Below are 17,862 nucleotides of genomic sequence, written 5' to 3'. Positions count from 1 at the left end.
GCCGCCCTGGCCGCAGGCCAAACGGCCTAGCGATGCGGAGGGGTGGCCCGAAGGGCCAGACCAAGGCGGCTTTGCCGCCGCGGGGCCGAGCAGGCTTGCGAGCCCCAAAGCGTAGCGCCCGCCGCAGGCGGGAGGCCCCAAAAAACTATCTATGTGTAGAACTAGCTTTTTGGAAGGCCACCAACTGGTCATAGCGGCCGCCGAAGGGGCGATAATAGACTAAAAATAAGTAATCATTTTCGGTTTCAAAGCGATTGCCCTCCAATTCTTCTTGGTCCAATTGTTTTTCTCCATCTCGGAGCAGGCCGTAGCCATAGTCATAAAAGCCATTTTTGAAGAGGAGGATGCCTTCGTATTGGCCTTTTTCGGCATTGTAGTTTAGTTCGTATTGGGGGTAGGCTTGAAAGTCGGAGAAGCCGCCATAGACAAAAATGCGGGCATCGGGATATTCGGGGCTTTTGAATTGGAAAAACAGCTGGCCATACTCGCCTCTTTCTTCGGGGTTGGGGGCATCGTAGGAGGCGATGATAAACTTGCCGTTGAGGTCGTTGGTAAAGAGATAAGGGCTATATTTTCGTTCTTTTTCGGGAAAGAGCAGCAGCTCGAAGCCCTCATTGGTGCGGGCCAGATTTTGGACCTGTGGACCACGGTGGCTAAAGCTGCGGATATCGAGGGGTCGAAATTCTCTTTGGCCGGGGAAAACGATTTGGCCTTGGCGGTCGAAATGGATCACTTCTTCTTCTACAAAAGTGGGGGCTAGATTTTTGAGGGCTTTGGGCCAGTTCCAGTTTTGGACCACCGTCAGTTTGATATCTTGGTTGGGGTTGCTCACATTCATGCCTGCATGTTGGAGTTGGCAGCTCAGTTCCTGATGCGTTTGGCCATAGGGCGGAATGGCCGAGCGGCGGGTGGTCACCTCCACATTCATTTGAGGTTCATAGACCAGAAAGCGGCGACTGAGGACCAGGTCTTCCTCATCATCATTGAGATAAACCAGCAGCAAATAATTGCCAGATTTGGTCCATTTGACATCATCATTGGGGAGTTCTAGCTGATAATGCAGATACTCCGTGCGGGTGCCAAAAGAGCTCAGGCTTTCATAGAATCGATTTTCCTGAAAGCCATCAATATAGTCTAGGGCATCGATATCCTCGGAGGGTTCCCAGTTGCGGTTGCAATGGATAATTTTGTAGTTATAATCCTTATTATCGGCATCTAGGTCATCAAACTCTAAAATGAGTTTATTGGGGCTAGCGAGTTGGACGACGGGATAATCGACCTCAGAATCATCGGGATAAAAGCGGCAGGAGGCCACAAAATCGCGATAAATATAGTCTGTATATTGCAATTCAGAAATGACATAATCCTCTTGGGCCTGCAAATTTTGCAAGCTCAAGAAAAAGAGAAAAGCGAGCGATAAATAGCGCATAAATCAAATTAGTTCTTGTGAATTTCCTCATCCTTGGCCTTCATAAAATCGGCCAGAGAACGAAGCATAAAAGCTAAGCCCATCAGCGAAAAATAGGCCAAGAGCAGCACAATAAAGATGCTGCGGTTATCGGCTGCTCCTTCAAAGATACTTTGGCCAGAAATCAATTGGGCCAGGCCGCCAAGCGCAATAAACAGGAACATTGTTCCATAAAGAGAGAACTGATAATAGCGCATGCGCTGGGCTGCAAAGATACTGAGTACACTGTTAATTAGGGCAAAAAACATCAGCATGGCGCCAGCCACCATCCAGCTCCAGTTGGCGCTGCCAGAAAAGCCGCCGGCCAACATCATGAGTAGCGCAACGCCAAAAATACCCAGAACTTGAGCAATAGGGCTAGGGATTTTTCCTTTGCCAAACTGATTATCGATAAAGAGCATTTTCCGGTTCATAGTCAAAAATTTTAGCTAGGGGCAAGATACAAAAAAGCCCGTGAAAAAAATTTGAGGCGAAAGAGGCAAAATCCATAGTTTTCGGCCTATTTTCCCACCAAACTATGCTAGTTATCGTTCAAGAAAGGTAATCCCATTCACCAGCTAATTTTAAAAAGATGCGCTATTTCCTCTTCTTCGCCTGTTTATTTCTGGCTGTGAGCAGCCAAGCCCAAGACTTAATTTATAAAAAAGACGGTAAAATAGTGGGGGCTAGAGTTTTGAGAGCAGACAGCAACTTTGTCTATTTCAGGCATACCGATCCTCCCCGACAGCTTGATACTATTGCTCAAACAGAGCTAACAAAAATTGAGTTTGATTATCGCAATGATTTTTTTGTACCGACTAAAAAGCTAGCCAACAATGCGGTCTCCATCTCTTTGGGCGGCACCTCCGTTTTGCTCGGCATTTCCTACGATCGCATTATTGGTCGAGAGCGAAATTATCATTTTTCGGGCCGCCTAGGCATTGGGAGTTTGGTGGAGCAAACCAATATCAATGGGCATCTGAGTTTTAATTTTCACCTCAATAAGGCCAAAACACAGTTTTTTGAGCTAGGCGCAGGCCTTGCCGTTCCAATTAACGAACGCAATACGGGAAATGGCTACTACAATATATACATAACGGCTCCTATGCTGGGCTATCGACTTCAACGTTTTGAAGGCTTTTTCTTTAGGGTCTATATTTCGGGCCTCTATATGCGGGATGCTGGAGGCAATAACTGGATGCCCAACAGGCTGTATATTCCCACTTTGGGGCTAGATTTTGGCTACTCTTTCTAGTCCAGCAAAGGCTTATGTGCGCTTTATTGCTTTAAGACAGTGATAAGTTTGTATTTTTGCCCAAATCAACACCAACTATGAGCGTAGCTACCAATAAAAAAAGCCTGAGGCGGCATATTTTTGATGTTATTGACCTCGAACAAGAGGAGTCGAGTTTGCCCGCTAGGATCTTTGAGACCAGTATTACCATTCTCATCATCCTGAGTATTTTGGCCATTATTGCGGAGTCTTTTATTAACTACCGCTATGAGGGAAATATCATAGACTGGATCGAGAGAAGCCAGCAAAACACAATCATTAGTCACTATTTTTCGCTTTTTGAGAATACGACTTTGATCATTTTTACGGCCGAGTTTTTTCTTCGTTTGTTTACGGCAGATTTTAAATATCCCGAAGAGAAATCTTTTCGCGCTGCGGCCTGGCGCTTTTTTAAATCTAGTGGGGGCCTAATTGATTTTTTGGCCATTTCGCCCTTTCTTTTCCAGTTGGCCCATGTCGATTTCCGCTTTCTTCGGGCGCTCAAAATTTCTCGTTTGTTGCGGGTGCTCAAACTCAGCTCCCTCACTCGATCTATTGTTATTGTGGGCGATGTTTTTATCGACAAGCGCAATGAGCTGGGCATTACGCTCTTTGTTACTTTCGTGATGCTCTTGGTCTCTTCTACCCTAATGTGGTACGTGGAAGGAAATGTCCAACCCAGGGCTTTTCCCAATATTATTGCCACCTTCTGGTGGGCTATTGCTACCCTAACCACGGTGGGCTATGGCGATGTTTTTCCCATTACTTCTGCAGGCAAGTTGCTTTCGGGCATTATCGCTATTTTGGGCATTGGTATTGTGGCCCTGCCGGCGGGTATTCTTTCTTCGGCCTTTATTGAGCGCCTAGAGCGCGATCCCAATATGAGCCTAGAGCAGCCAAATGATGGCGAAGAACCTGCTCCTGAATCCGCTCCTGTTTTGGCCCAAACGGCCAATGATTGTAGTGATCAGTTTGGTCAAAAATTTAAATTTTGTCCTTATTGTGGCCAAGCCCTAGACCAAAATGGGCAGCATCTCCATAAGTAGTTTATTCTTTTTTGGGGGCCCGCGGCCAGCTAGGCAAAGCCTAGCTGGCCGCCGCTATGCTGCGCCGCTCGCAAGTCTGCTCGGCCCTGCGTCGCTTTGCTCCTTGGTCTGGCCTGCGGCCACGGCTGCGCAGCGCTGGGCCAGTCATCTTTCTTTTTCAGTTTTGGCGGTCTTGTCCCCTCTCCTGGCCCTCCCTTAAAGCGGCATTCGTCGCTTCGCTCCTCATCCGTTAATAGGTCCCCGCCCACCCACCCCTCTGCGGGATTCCCTAAGGAATCCCTTGGGGAGGTTGGGCTTTTTCCAGATAAAGCTAGATGGTCCAGCATTTTTGGCCCGCAAAAAGGCCCATCGGGCCCTCGGCTGAGGGATGGATAGCAGTGGCCGAAGGCCAGACCAAAGCGCGAAGCGCTGCAGGGCCGAGCAGACCTGCGAGCTGCGGTACAGCCCGACCCGCCCGCAGGGCGGGGCAGCCCCAAATCAAAAAGAAAACTTTAGATACGCCAAAAAAACAAAAGAGCGGCATCTAAAGAAAAAACCATTTAGTATGAGAACAATTTTTCTATCTCTTTTTTTGGCCCTAAGCTGCGGATTAAGCGGGCAGGTCCAACTTAGCCCACAAGCCGAAAAGGACTATAAACTGGGCAAAGATTACTTCTACAAAGCCGATTATCGGGCCGCCCTCAATGAATTTCAGGAAGGGAAAAAGCAGGCAGAAGTCGAAAATCGCGACCTCTTTCAGCTAGAAATTGCGCATTGTCATTTGCGCCTCAAAGAATATGAAAAGGCCGAAAAAGCCTTTAAGCCGCTGATCAAAAAGGGAGAGCGTTTGCTGCCCTCTGCATTTCAGTCGCTATCGAGTTTGTACATTGACCAAAAAGAGACAAAAAAGCTCAAGCGCTTAACCGATAAGGCCGTTCGTTTGCAAGGCGAGCAGATCGCTTTTTTGCGCAATTATTTTTATTTGGCCAGTTTGGAAAAGGACCAAAAAGCTCAGCAAAAGTACCTAGAAAAAATCTGTGCGCTGCCTCAGGCCACAGGCAGTGATTTTATTCAATTGGCCCAATTGGCCCAGCAAGAAAATGAGGTGGAACTGGCTGTTATGGCCGCCAGTTATGGCCTCGTTAGAGAGCCCAGAAGTAGCTATAAAGAAGCCGCTTTGCAAATTTTGGAGCAGCAGCTTATGGGGGCCAATTGGGCCAACTATTGCGAAATTGCCCAAAAAGCCGCTCAGGCAGAACAACAGCCCGATTTTGGCCTCGATTTTTCGCCACTGCAAAGCGCTGCCCCCAGCTCCGAGCAATTTGAGCTGATTGTTCCATTGCGGGCCGCTCAATTGCTAAAAGATAGCAGCCAAGCCCTTTATGCCGCCAATCCAAGCCAGCAACTTAGCGAGCTCATTGGACTGAGTTGGTTGTTTTTGGGCCAGCACCCTCGGGCAAAATATTGGGAAAAAACGAAGCTCTACCAAAATGTTTATCAAGAGTTTCTAGAAAAAGTAAAGCTGCCCCAAAAGCGAAAACTATTTAGTCATTTAGCTTTGGTTGGGCGAGAGGAAGGACTACATAACTTACTCTCTAAGAAAGATTTGGTCGAGATGATGAAAGCCAAATAAAGGCTGCTGTAGATAAAAAAACAGGCCCCAAGGCAATGCCTTGGGGCCTGTTTTCATTTTGGTCCAGCTTTAGGGCCGAATTACCGTAAACTTCTTGGTGGTTTTAAAATTGGCATTGCCAATTTGCAAGAAATAAGGAGCTGCGGGTAAATCATGCAGATCGAAGCGAGCGCTTTGGCTGCCCGCCTCTAGCTGGCCTTGGGCCAATACTCTTCCTTGCAAGTCGATTAAGGACCATTGGAAATCTTGGCTGAGCGGCTGCGCAAACAACAACTGCGTATAATTTACCGCAGGATTTGGCGAAAGCAAAGCCGTATTGATCTGATGAGCTTCGGCCTGCGCCTCGGCGAGTTCAGTAGTGCTCAGGGCATTGACATATTCCGTAATGTCTCGGGTCCTCACCGCCTGATAAATCGTTCTGCTAGTGGAGGCATCTTCCTGCACAAAGGCAATGGCCTCCAAATGGGCCGTATCGATATTGCTGGGGTTGTAGGGCCAGACCTCCGAAACCTGAATACTATCACCGGGCAACCAAGATTGGCTAAAGCGAGTTCCTGCAGCATTGGGCAGCATCTTGCGAAGCAAAGAGTGCGTATGGAAGTTTACGCCATTAGAAAAATAAACGGCTGAATCTTCGGTCACCACCAGCTGCAAATCATAATCTGCAGCGGCCAAGGTATCTTTTGCAATTAGGGTCGCATTGATTTGCAGATTATTATTACCAATAAAGGCAATCGGCTCGAGGCGGATATCAAAACGAGCATCTTCTAGCATATCAGTTTCAAAATCCTCCTGTCTCAAATCGGCAGAATTGGGTGGGTTGTTGCTATAGCGGCGACCATCGACTACCGCCTTAGCGCTTACGCCATCAATACCATAAATAGAGGTCCTGGCCGAGGGATCGTCTCGGTTCAGGCTGTTCATGGGGTCAAAAGCAGGGGCTTCATTATTGATTTGTAGTAAAATCACATCGCGAACGGCAGGCGTACCATAGACCAAATTATAAATATATTGGTTAATGGGGTCCATATTGACCACCCCAGCATTAGAGAAATGCTCGAGCAGTACATTGCGTTCTCGGTTCCCGATCCAAACATTATCGAAAGCAAAGCCACGAAGAGGCGTTTGTGAGGCCCCGATAGCGCCAAAGGCCACTCTAAAGCGGAAATTATCATAATTGCGGAAAGCATCTAGGGTATAGCGGGCATCTTGCCAGCCATTGCTTATGCCAGACCAGCCTCTGGGGGCTAAATCTTGCACACCTGGACGGCCAGCCACTACTGCCTGATTATACCAATTGATCCCTCGGTTGACATTTCCTAAGGGCAACCATTTCTCCGTTTGGAGATCAAAATATTCGATCACCGTTCCGTCATTTCCTTCATCGGTTTCATTAAAGAAATCGAGTTTGAGCATCGGACGTTCTAGGGCGGTTAGGTCGATACAAGGGCTATAGACCCAACCACTTTCATCTGGACCATAAGTACTATCTGTTCGGGTGATCCAAACTTGGCCATGGTCCTGAGCAATATCTATATCGGCGGGCAGGCCCCACTCCCAGAGGTTACTCGATTGGGCTTGGCCTTCGGCCTCTTCGACCCAACCATTGGCGCTAGCATCAAAGTCTTCACTATAGGGAACTAGCGCATTAGGCTGTTCATTGGGCAAAACTAACACCCGAATAGTATCCGAATCGCTGCAATAGTTATTATTTTCGACAAAGAGCGAGGCCTCAAAAATGCCTGGACTACTATACTGATAATTAAAAGTTGGAAACTGGTTATTGTTATCATAACTAGCGGCAAAGCTGTTGCCATTGCCCATATCCCAAACAGCCGTAGTAATAGAATCGTAGAGAGTGGTCGTTCCAGGGATTGTTCCGACCAAATTCATACTATCATTATCTATCTCAAAGAGGACGGAATCGCTAGAGCAGCTATTGTCTGCGCTCAGTTTTACATTAGGTAAACTATGCACATTAAAGCTAGCCCAAGCGGTATCCAGACAAGAGACAAAGGCATTGCTAGTATCTTGGAAAACCGCCTGAATCTGATGTGTTCCCACTCCTGCAATATTAGAAATCATAAACTCTTTTTCAAAGAGCACACCGGGGCCGCTATAATTAAGGACATTTCCTGTGAGCAAATTGGGATAGAAAAAGAGCGTATCTCGGCCAAAGCAAGCATCTGCGGTAGAGTCTGCGGGCAAACCTTGAGTGTCATGAGTGGCAAAGAAGCTGTAATCTGGATGCGGATGAACATGAACAATTTGAGTATCTCGGGCCGTACAACTTAGCGCTTCCGTTTCATAGATAATGGTATCTTTAACCAAAGCAGTATAGCGGCTAGTATCCGAGTAGTTAGAATTGGGCCAATATTGCCCACTCATTAGTGCCCCATGCATGATTCCTCCCGTGGCAGAAGTATCCCCAAAGAAATAGCGTCCGCCTGTGGGCAAGCCAAAGAGCTCTTGCGGTTCATCGGCTTGGCAGAAATGATAGCTCGCCATACTAAAGTTGGCGCTTGGTAGCGGATTGATCGTCACTTCAATTTCTACTGTATCCTTACAAAGGGTGGTAGGATCTTGATAAACATAAGTATAATTGACATAACCGGGTGTATTCGGTAAAATGGGACTATAGACCACAGAGGGATTAAACTGGTCATCTGTTGGTCCAGAAATCGTTGGGCCAGAATAGCTTCCGCCAGAGGGCGTTCCCGTTAAAATACCAATTGTATCATTGGCACAATAGGTGGTATCGGCTTCATCGGTTTCTAGTCCAGCAATAGGCGCCAAATTCACCGTAAAGGTAGAATCTAAAGAAGAAACACAACCATACTGGCTAATATAGGTGAAGGTAATTGTTTTTGGTCCTGTTCCTGCGGCAGCAGGATTAAAAAGTGGTCCATTACCAACAATACCAGCTCCGCTAAAGTTGGCCTGAGAAGCAATCAAAGAATCTAGCGAATTATAGGAGGCGGGAGAAGGTATCCCCGAAAGCAAATCTACTCCCCCATTGGTGCAATAGCGATTTCCTTGGTTGCCCAAAGAGCTAGAGTTTCGGCCAGAAAAGGCTAGGGCTACATCTCCAAGGATGCGGACATTAGCAGTATCTCTAGCCGCACAGTTTCCTTGTCCCGCCTCATAAATGAGGTAGTAGTTAACATCAGTGGTCTCATTGCTAGCCGTATAAATTGCATTAGGGTTAAAAATAGACCCTAGCGTAGTGGAAGTATTGGCTGCATTTCCGTTTCTGGCGGTAATATAATGTACTCCATTAGCGGGGCTAGAGCCACCTAAATTGACAAAGGTTTCATAATTACAGTAATTTTCTGCAATTGTAGAATCTATAGCCACTTCGGGCGGGTCTACTGCATAAACTACCTCTTCATAGCGCACAACCAATTGCTGATCGGGAGAAGTACTAGAAACGCTATTCGTAGAAGAGTTGTAAGTCTGAGATCTTGTTTCTCGATAATAAGAAATGGTCACGGTCACACTATCTATTCCCGCTGCAGGAGACAAGGAGTACTCCTCCTGCCCTGCCGTTCCGTTTAGGGTCGTTAAAGCAGAGGAAGGGTTGGCCGAAACAGTCATCTTGTATTCTCGACTCTGTGTGGTCCGTGTATTTGAGGCGCTAGCGTTGGAACCAACCCAGCTAGGATCCCAAGGAAAGGTCGTTGTATCTCGACCAAAAACTAAGGCTGAGTCCAAACGACAATGCGTCTCTGGCAATACACGAGGAGGAACATCTAGAATCTCTGCGGTATCCGATAGCATGGCTGTACAACCATTATTATTGTATAAAATACCAATTTCATGACGACCAGAATCTGCAGTAGCCCCCAAAAAACGATCGTTTAATACATAAACACCAGAATAACTCACCGGAATAGGAGGATTAGAGTTAATCAAGCTCGCAAAATAGGTAGGATCACTTGAGCTAATGCTAATCGGTACGGTATCCGAGTTGTTGGTTAATGGAGCCAAACGAACAGAGTCAATACTGTTGTTGTAAATTCTTGTGCTAGTCGTATAGGTAATTGCGTTACAAGTGGCCGCTGTAGTGGCCATATAGGGTGTATAGGTATAACGCAATATCATATTTCGACTAGCCAAGTTCTGTGTAAGTGGCGTTGTTGTAGCATTCAATCCATCAGGAATAAAATCATAGCTAGCCCCAATATAAGCAGGTTGTGCTGAAGGACTTTGCAAATAGGAGCCCGTTACAGAGACTCCGCCTCCATCCTGTACCGTTAGTGAAGTGCCCGTAGGGAGACCACTACTCGGACTTGGACTCAACTGAATTGGGATAGTGTCTCGAGAACATACCGTATTGGCCAAACCCACAATGTCTAGCTCTGGCCGAACCACAATGAGAAAAAAACTATCAATAGGATCAGCAATGTCACCTCCACCTCCAACATTCTCCCCATGCTCATAAAAGACAATCTTACAAGACTTCATGTCAGAGGGAATCGTAAAGGGGATGCTTCCATTTTTTGGAATAGCCGCACTTTGAGTGGCTCCAGAAACAAAAAGGGCATTTATATCTCCACTCCCATCTCTTCTTGTTTGGCCAGTAGGTCCTCCCAAATCTCCCGTCAAATCGTCAATATCTTCTTCTGCCTCACTATCTGTTGCAAAGAAATTGTCCTGATACATATCGCCCTCCCTAATAATCACCGCCGAATTGGTCCCATCGGTATGCTCTACATAAAAGTAGTCTGGCCAATAGATTAAGTTGGTATAATTAAAAACCACCGCATCTCCCGGACAAACCTCAAATATGGCCCCAGGATGACTGATGTTATTCATCGTCACTGTTCCTTGGGCATAGAGAACAGGCCCCATTATAAATAAGGCAAAAAAGAATAGTAATGTTTGCTTCATAGTGTATGACAATTTAACGGGCAAAAATCCCTTATTATGAACAGCTTGCTTTCACCTTAAGGCATTTATCTGTAGGTGGTTTTGCTTTATAGACCTTAGGTAGTCTGATCTCTAAAAAAACGAATTTTTTAAGAGAAAAGGCCACTGCCTTCTCCCTTTTATCCCTTTTTTTTTAGCAAGGACTTAACTTTTAGGCCCAGCAACTAATTTCTCAATAAAATTTATCTTCACTGCAAAAAGCAGTACTTTTCCAACTGGACATTCTAACGACAAAGCCAATGAATCAACGTTCTATCAATATTTTGCTCTATTTGGTCATGGCCTATATCCTATTAGCAGGCAGTTGGTGGGCCTATTTGTTACAAACGAAAACGGAGGCCGTTTGGAGCGCCCAACAGGCAGAAATTCAAGCCCTCCAGCCCGATATTAGCAAGCAGCAGTTGCAAGCTTTGCCTAGTTTTCAGGCAGCCCAAAGCCATTACTATCGCCAACGCATGATGATTATGGGCGAAGGGCTGGTTTTCCTCTCCCTCCTCCTGCTGGGCGTTTATAAAATTGTGCAAAGCCAACGCAAACAATGGGCGCTGGCCCAACAACAACAAAATTTCTTGCTGTCTATTACACATGAGCTCAAATCGCCCATCGCCTCGGTCCAATTGATTCTAGAAACTTTTCAAAAGCGCCAACTTAGCCCCGAGCAAATCCAACGGCTGAGCAAAAATGCCCTGCAAGATAACCAAAGACTCCACAAGCTGGTCCAAGATCTCTTGCTGGCCGCCCGGGTAGAGGGCGGCCACCAATATATTTTTGAATGCCTCGATCTCAAACAATTGCTCCAAGAGGTCATCCAATGGGTGCAGCCCCGCTTCCCCAAGGAAATTCGATTTATCTATGATGATCAACTGGATTGTATGCCCCAAGGCGACCGCAGTATGCTGCAATCGGCCTTCCATAATTTGCTCGATAACGCCCTCAAATACGCTGGCCAAAGCCCCTTTTTATCCGTGGAGCTGCGCCAAAAAAAAGACCATTATCTGATCGAATTTAAGGACCAAGGCCCCGGCATTCCCAAAACCGAACGCCAAGCCATTTTTCAAAAGTTTTATCGCATCGGCGATGAACGCACCCGCAAAAGTAAAGGCACCGGCCTGGGCCTCTATATTCTCCAAAAAGTGGTGGCCGCCCATCAGGGCCAAATCCAAATCCGAGAGAACCAACCCCAAGGCAGCATTTTTTCGATCAAGTTGCCGATTAAATAATTTTTTGTTTTTTTGGGGCCTCCCGCCTTCGGCGGGCGCTACGTTCCGGGGCTCGCTACTCGCTCGGCCCTTCGCAAAAAAGCGCAGCTTTTTTGCTTGGTCTGGCCTGCGGCCACCCCTACACATCGCTAGGCCATAAATCAGCCCGCCCAAAACAGCTTACTAAACTTATACTATATATATGGACCATATTGCTCGAATCCTTTTGGTAGAAGATGAAGAAAATATCCGCGAAACGCTCAGCCTCAATCTAGAACTAGAGGGCTATGAGGTCTTGGCCCTTGCCGATGGCAAAAGCGTGCTGCCCCAGTTTTTGGGCCAACACTTTGACCTCATTCTGCTCGATATTATGTTGCCCGAAATGGACGGCCTCGATGTTTGCGAACAAATTCGCCTGCACGATAGCGAAACCCCCATTATTTTCCTCACCGCCAAAGATAGTAGCGCCGATAAGATCCAAGGCCTACGCAAAGGGGCCGATGATTATATTACCAAACCCTTTATGCTGGAGGAGCTGCTGCTCCGCATTCAGATTTTGCTCAAAAGAAGCCAAAACCACCGCGCCAATACCCTAGAAGAGTATCATTTTGGGCCAAATTATGTCAATTTTCAAGAGCAAAACGCCAAGGGCCAAGATGGCCAAGATTTTAAACTGACCAAAAAAGAAGGCATGCTCCTCAAGCTACTCATAGAACGAGCAGGAGAAGCCGTTTCTCGACAACAGATTTTACAGGCCGTTTGGGGCTATGATGTCTACCCTTCTACCCGCACCATCGATAATTTTATCCTTTCTTTTCGCAAGTATTTTGAAGAAGATCCCAAAAATCCCCAATTTTTTCTCTCGGTCCGTGGCGTGGGCTATAAGTTCCAAGCCCCAGAAGAAGATTAGGCCCAAAAAGAGCAGCGAGCGAAGCGAGCTGCTTGGCCCGAAGGGCCAGTTGGCCCAGCGCTGCGCAGCCGTGGCCGCAGGCCAGACCCAGTTTTTTTGAGCAAAGCGAAAAAAAAACGCAGGGCCGAGCAGACCTGCGAGCGGCGACAACAAGGACTTTAGTCCGCAGTTCGACGACCGAAGGGAGTAACCATAGCGGCGGCCGCCCCAAATTAAAGGGCGGCCGCGGGCCCCAAAATAAAAAATAACAACAAATAGTTGCATAACTCAAAAAACAACACTAATTTGTTTTAAAATTAAAGGAATGGCCAAAACTCAGAAAACTTTTGTATGTACCGAATGCGGCAATGTTTCGCTAAAATGGGAGGGCCGCTGTAGTGCTTGTGGCGAGTGGAATAGCTTGCAAGAGGAGGTCACCGTTAAGGGCAGTGCCAAGCAGGAGGCCAAAAAGGCGACGCAGGGCGCTTGGACCCAAAAAAGAGGGCGAAAACAAGAGCATGCCCGCCCCACACATATTACTAAGGTGCAGGGCGATGGAACGGTGCGAACGCCCACCGATGATGAAGAATTGAACCGGGTTTTGGGCGGCGGTATCGTGAGTGGATCGATTGTGTTGATTGGTGGAGAACCCGGCGTTGGAAAATCGACCCTGATGCTGCAATTGGCCCTGAGTTTTTCGGGAAAAGTGCTTTATGTTTCGGGCGAGGAAAGCGAACAACAGATTAAAATGCGAGCCGAACGCCTTGGACTGCGCGATAATGACTGCTTTTTGATGGCCGAAACCAATTTGACTAACCTTTTGATGCAGGCGGCCACTTTGGGCCCCGATGTTTTGGTGGTCGATTCGATTCAAACCCTGAGCTCGCAATATGTTGAATCGCCTCCGGGCTCCGTTTCTCAGGTGCGAGAATGCGCTTCTGAATTGCAACGCTTTGCCAAAGAGACCAATATTCCCGTCTTTGTGATTGGCCATATCAATAAAGATGGGGCGATTGCGGGACCCAAATTGCTGGAGCATATTGTGGATGTGGTGCTGCAATTTGAAGGCGACCGAAATTATACCCACCGCATTTTGCGGACCATCAAAAACCGCTTTGGCTCTACGGCCGAACTCGGTATTTATGAAATGCAGGGCCGCGGTTTGCGAGAAGTTTCTAATCCTTCAGAACTTTTACTCACCCAAAAAGAAGAAGACCTCAGCGGTTCGGCAATTACCGCCACGGTAGAGGGCATTCGCCCCATGCTGATCGAAATTCAGGCTTTGGTTTCTACTTCTGTTTTTAGCTCGCCCCAACGCTCGGCCACGGGTTTCGATCTCCGCCGATTGAGTATGTTGTTGGCGGTTTTGGAAAAACGCTGCGGTTTTCAGTTTGGCAATAATGATGTCTTTCTCAATGTGGCCGGGGGACTAAAAGTGAGCGATCCCGCTATTGATATGGCCGTGGTGGCCGCCCTCCTCTCCTCTTTGGAAGATGTGGCCATGCCCTCTAATGTTTGTTTTGCAGGAGAAATTGGTTTGTCTGGAGAAATTCGCTCGGTCCAACGCATCGAACAACGCATACAAGAAGCCAATCGCCTCGGCTTTGAAAAAATTTATGTGTCTAAGTTTAATATGAAAGGGATCGATCCCGCCAATTACGATATAGAAATTGTTCCGCTCTCTAAGGTAGAGCAACTTTTTGAGGATCTGTTTCAGTAGAATAGAAAAGCCGAAGAGATGATCTTCGGCTTTTTTGTTAGATTTAAGCGATTATAATTCCCCCCCATTTAGCTAAAATACAATGGCCATTTATCAATACTATTTAGAAGTTCTGCCCAAACAAGGCGTTGAAAAAAAGCATGATTCTATCCCAACTAAAATTGCAGTGAGTACAGCAAGCGGATATTTTGAATCTGACGCAAAAATCTATTGGGAAGAAGTGGCAATAGAAGCAACAGCTATTGTATCAAAAGTTGATGCCTTGATTAAGCGAGCCAATTGGGGAGATAATAAAACAAGCTTTCACTGGAAAGCTTACTCAGATAAAACGGATAATGATGCAGATCTTTATTTGGCGGAAGATTCATTGCTAATCAGTGAATTTTCTTTTCGTGCAGATTTGAGAGAAGAGGGCTGCAACTTCCTAAAAAATATGATTCGCTTAGGCCAAGAAAATGACTATTTATTCATGGACCGAAAAGGAAACTTAATGCCTCCTGACTTTCAGGAAATAAAAAATAGTATTCAAGCCTCTAATGCTTACCACTTTTTAAAAAATCCCCTTGCCTTTTTAGAAAGTTTGGAGGAGCAAGCGTGATTTCTTTTTTCTTTTTTTTAGGGGCTTGCCCGCCCTTCGGCCGGGCCGGGCTGTTCGCGGGCTCGCTGCTCGCTCGGCCCTGCGTTTTTTTCGCTGCGCTCAAAAAAACTTGGTCTGGCCTGCGGCCACCCGCTAGCATCCCTAAGCCGCTCATCTATTTTTTTTTCTTTGGGCTTTTTTTATTTTGGCAGAAAAATGCAGTCGTTTTTTGAGCTACAGCCTAATTGAAAGCCAGATTTTTTTGAGGATCTGTTTCAGTAGAATAGAAAAGCCGAAGAGATGATCTTCGGCTTTTTTGTTTTCCAGTCTGCATCAAAAAGCTATTGAAAGGAATCATTACCGCCATCCTTGGATAAAAATTTAAGCTAGTTAATAGATTTTTCAAGAAAAAATTGAATAATAGGTATCTTATTCAAGTAGTTAGTCTCACTTTAAAATCTATTAAATAATGAAATACCTACTCTGTCTAAGCCTAACATTCTACTTTTCCCTAATGCTTGCCCAACAAAAAGAAATTGTTTTAGTTGGAACAATGCACATGCTACCTAAACGCCTAAAAAACAGCTATAAACCCCTATTTAAAAAATCTTTAGCCTATCAACCAGAAGCTATTTTTGTTGAAACTGTTAGGCCGGAAGACTCTTTGAGCTGGGCCTACCTAAAAAATGGCCATAATGAGAGCCTCAAAAATTTTTATCAGTATTCACTAAAAGTAAGAGAAGAGTTTGACTTTAATCAAGACACCCTAGAGCATCTGTTGAGCAAAGATTTTCAGCAAATGACTAAAGACGATTTCAAAAAAATTTGCCTTTCATTTGCTTATCAACTCGATTACCCTAATTTTTACTACTATAGATATGTTCAGGATTATTTCCCAGAGGGCCATAAAAAGTCTAAACGACATGAAAACTATGAACTATCTCGTAAACTAGCGCTGAAACTAGGACATAAAAAATTATATGCCTCCGATGATCAACAAACCAATGCTGAATTTCATCAACACTGGCAAGCCTGCGAAAAAGCAATAGACAAGACCCCTGTAAAAAGAAAAGAAAAAAAAATAATCCGAAAAATAGTCCTGCGAGAAGTTTTCCCCTCAATTTTTGGCCGATACGGAATTGTCAATAATAAACCTAAACATCTTGAGCTACTAGATAGCTTAAGTGGCCTAAAATATACAGACATGGAACAGCCTGATTGTGCAAAAGCCGTAGACTACTTTAAGCAGCGAAATAAACGTTTTGCGTATAACCTTGGCCGACAAATTGAAGCCAATACATTCAGAAAAAATATATTATTTGTTGGAGCATCTCATATTGTTGGCTTAAAAAAAGAGTTGAACAAGCAATTTCCCAATATAAAAGTGATTCTGTTTAATGAACTCTAAGGATTAAAGTATCTAAATAAAGCGGGTAGCATAAGCCAAGACTAAAAACTATCCGCCCATAAAAATTTAGTGAGTAGCTGAGGATTTTTATCCTTGGCTACTTTTTTTATGGCCTTTGTCTCCCTGCTCTAGCATTCGTTTTTCTAAACCCCCCTTGCCTTTTTAGAAAGTTTGGAGGAGCAAGCGTGATTTCTTCTTTTCTTTTTTTTCTGGGGCTTGCCCGCCCTTCGGCCGGGCCGGGCTGTTCGCGGGCTCGCTGCTCGCTCGGCCCTGCGTTTTTTTCGCTGCGCTCAAAAAAACTTGGTCTGGCCTACGGCCACCCGCTGCCATCCCTAAGCCGCTCATCTATTTTTTTTCTTTTGGCTTTTTTCTTCGGCAGTTTTGGCCGCTGTTTTTTATTTGCTCCGTCTAAACTGGGCTTTTTTTATTTCGGCAGAAAAATGCTCTCGTTTTTTGAGCTACTGCCTAATTGAAAGCCGCTAATTGAAAGGGATTACAATCAGATCCAATAGTTTTTCATGCTCTAAATTAATATTAAAATATTAACTTGGGGAAGTAGAGTACCGCTTTTAGCGCTACATCACTTTTCATCGACCCTAAAAACCTTAAGGCCCAATGGACATCAACTCCTTACTCAAAGAATTTCAGGCCCTCCCAAAAAAGAAAAAAACATTCCTTGAGATATGCAAGTACCCTGCTAGCCGCTTTGAAGAAGTCTGCAGTAGAATTTTATGCTTTTATTTCTCTCCCAAAGAAGAACATGGCTTTCAGGATTTATTCCTACGCTCTCTCTTTGAATTATTGAAGGCAGAGGACATTAACTTCTATGAGGATGAAATTCAAGTAATTCCAGAAGACTATGCAGAGGGCAAAAGATTAGATATTGTCATCACAGGTTCAGACTTTGTCATTGGTATAGAGAATAAAATTACCGCTAGTCTTTACAACCCTCTAGATAAATACAAAGCTAGAACTGATGCCTACGGTAAAGAGTGGCCTTTTAATCTCGTTCTTTCTGTTTACGAAATTACTAAGGCAGAAGAGTTGAAAAAAATAGCCGATAACGACTTTAAAGCCTTCACTTATGCTGACTTCTTCTTCTATCTCAAGAAAAATTTAGGCGACTATTCCGCAGACTGTAATCAGCGCTATCTAACACATTTACTAGACTTTATAAAAACCATTGAAAATATGTCCACAAATGACTCTGTAGACCGAAAAATTTCTAATTTCTTCTTTGAGAACAGCAATGAAATCGACGAGCTAATCAGCCAATATGAAGCCTACAAAAAATCTAGACTAGATCTCCAACATGAAAATTTACGGAAGATCAAAAAGCAAATAGGAGCTCAAACTGATCCCAAATGGTTTATCCACGACGGGAAAACAGCATTCTATTTAGTATATAATAAATTCACCGCTAAGAAGTACGAAATTGGAATTGAATCCCTCTACAAGGAAACAAAAGAAAATCCATTAGGAGAATACCTCATACAAATCACCACATGGGATTTGGAAAATTGGAAAACTTTTGAGGAGCGCATCCTTGAAAAATATCCTAACTGCCCTTTAGATGAAGGAACTACTCACAAAAATAGAGTCTATCTTGATGTCGAAAAACTAATTGCGCCAGAGACAGAGACAGAGACAGAGATAAGCATAGACACCATTGTCAGTAGACTAAAATTTCATTTTGAAAATTTAAAGGCAATTGTTGGCGGGGAGTAGTTTGAGCGCTGGACCAAAAAAAAGGCCGAAA

General features: G+C 45.1%; 12 protein-coding genes. 9 read left to right on the top strand and 3 right to left on the bottom strand.

Annotated features, from left to right (window positions below; translation table 11 throughout):
• Positions 1-145 precede the first annotated feature (145 nt).
• A complete protein-coding gene (locus tag SGRA_RS16210) occupies positions 146-1,429 on the bottom strand; it encodes a type IX secretion system plug protein (RefSeq protein ID WP_015693873.1) in 1,284 nt (427 codons plus the stop codon).
• A gap of 8 nt (positions 1,430-1,437) precedes the next feature.
• Positions 1,438-1,881 carry a hypothetical protein gene (locus SGRA_RS16205; RefSeq protein WP_041329739.1) on the bottom strand — a complete coding sequence of 148 codons (444 nt, stop codon included), beginning with the start codon at positions 1,879-1,881 and terminating at the stop codon, positions 1,438-1,440.
• 158 nt (positions 1,882-2,039) lie between these two features.
• On the opposite strand from SGRA_RS16205, the gene SGRA_RS16200 reads away from it, so the two are divergent.
• From SGRA_RS16200 to SGRA_RS16180, 3 genes are all read left to right on the top strand, one after another.
• Complete coding sequence (locus SGRA_RS16200) at positions 2,040-2,702, top strand: hypothetical protein (protein WP_015693870.1); 663 nt, start codon at positions 2,040-2,042, stop codon at positions 2,700-2,702.
• Positions 2,703-2,779: 77 nt separating this feature from the next.
• The gene (locus SGRA_RS16195) at positions 2,780-3,766 is read left to right on the top strand and encodes an ion transporter (RefSeq protein WP_015693869.1); all 987 of its coding nucleotides are present in this window, start codon (positions 2,780-2,782) and stop codon (positions 3,764-3,766) included.
• 544 nt (positions 3,767-4,310) lie between these two features.
• Complete coding sequence (locus SGRA_RS16180; RefSeq protein ID WP_015693866.1) at positions 4,311-5,378, top strand: tetratricopeptide repeat protein; 1,068 nt, start codon at positions 4,311-4,313, stop codon at positions 5,376-5,378.
• A 69-nt stretch (positions 5,379-5,447) separates the two neighbouring features.
• Here SGRA_RS16180 and SGRA_RS16175 read toward each other — a convergent pair whose 3' ends face one another.
• Positions 5,448-10,271, bottom strand: a complete 4,824-nt coding sequence (locus SGRA_RS16175; RefSeq protein ID WP_015693865.1) for a T9SS type A sorting domain-containing protein — start codon at positions 10,269-10,271, stop codon at positions 5,448-5,450.
• Between the two features lie 278 nt (positions 10,272-10,549).
• On the opposite strand from SGRA_RS16175, the gene SGRA_RS16170 reads away from it, so the two are divergent.
• The 6 genes from SGRA_RS16170 (at position 10,550) to SGRA_RS16130 (ending at position 17,831) form a co-directional block, all read left to right on the top strand.
• Complete coding sequence (locus tag SGRA_RS16170; protein ID WP_015693864.1) at positions 10,550-11,530, top strand: sensor histidine kinase; 981 nt, start codon at positions 10,550-10,552, stop codon at positions 11,528-11,530.
• A 181-nt stretch (positions 11,531-11,711) separates the two neighbouring features.
• Positions 11,712-12,419, top strand: coding sequence for a response regulator transcription factor (locus SGRA_RS16165; protein ID WP_015693863.1), 708 nt, complete (start codon positions 11,712-11,714; stop codon positions 12,417-12,419).
• Positions 12,420-12,723: 304 nt separating this feature from the next.
• Entirely contained in the window at positions 12,724-14,118 is a 1,395-nt protein-coding gene (gene radA / locus SGRA_RS16155; RefSeq protein ID WP_015693861.1) for a DNA repair protein RadA, read from the top strand.
• Positions 14,119-14,200: 82 nt separating this feature from the next.
• The gene (locus SGRA_RS16150; protein WP_015693860.1) at positions 14,201-14,716 is read left to right on the top strand and encodes a hypothetical protein; all 516 of its coding nucleotides are present in this window, start codon (positions 14,201-14,203) and stop codon (positions 14,714-14,716) included.
• 448 nt (positions 14,717-15,164) lie between these two features.
• Positions 15,165-16,103: a DUF5694 domain-containing protein gene (locus SGRA_RS16140; RefSeq protein WP_015693857.1), complete on the top strand. Its 939-nt coding sequence runs from the start codon at positions 15,165-15,167 to the stop codon at positions 16,101-16,103.
• 615 nt (positions 16,104-16,718) lie between these two features.
• Positions 16,719-17,831 (top strand): PD-(D/E)XK nuclease family protein, encoded by a 1,113-nt coding sequence (locus SGRA_RS16130; RefSeq protein ID WP_015693855.1) that lies wholly within the window; start codon positions 16,719-16,721, stop codon positions 17,829-17,831.
• The last annotated feature ends 31 nt before the right edge of the window (positions 17,832-17,862 follow it).

Origin of the sequence: Saprospira grandis str. Lewin, from assembly GCF_000250635.1 — a bacterium.
GTDB classification, from domain to species: Bacteria; Bacteroidota; Bacteroidia; order Chitinophagales; family Saprospiraceae; genus Saprospira; species Saprospira grandis.
This window is presented reverse-complemented; position numbering and strand designations above follow the sequence as displayed.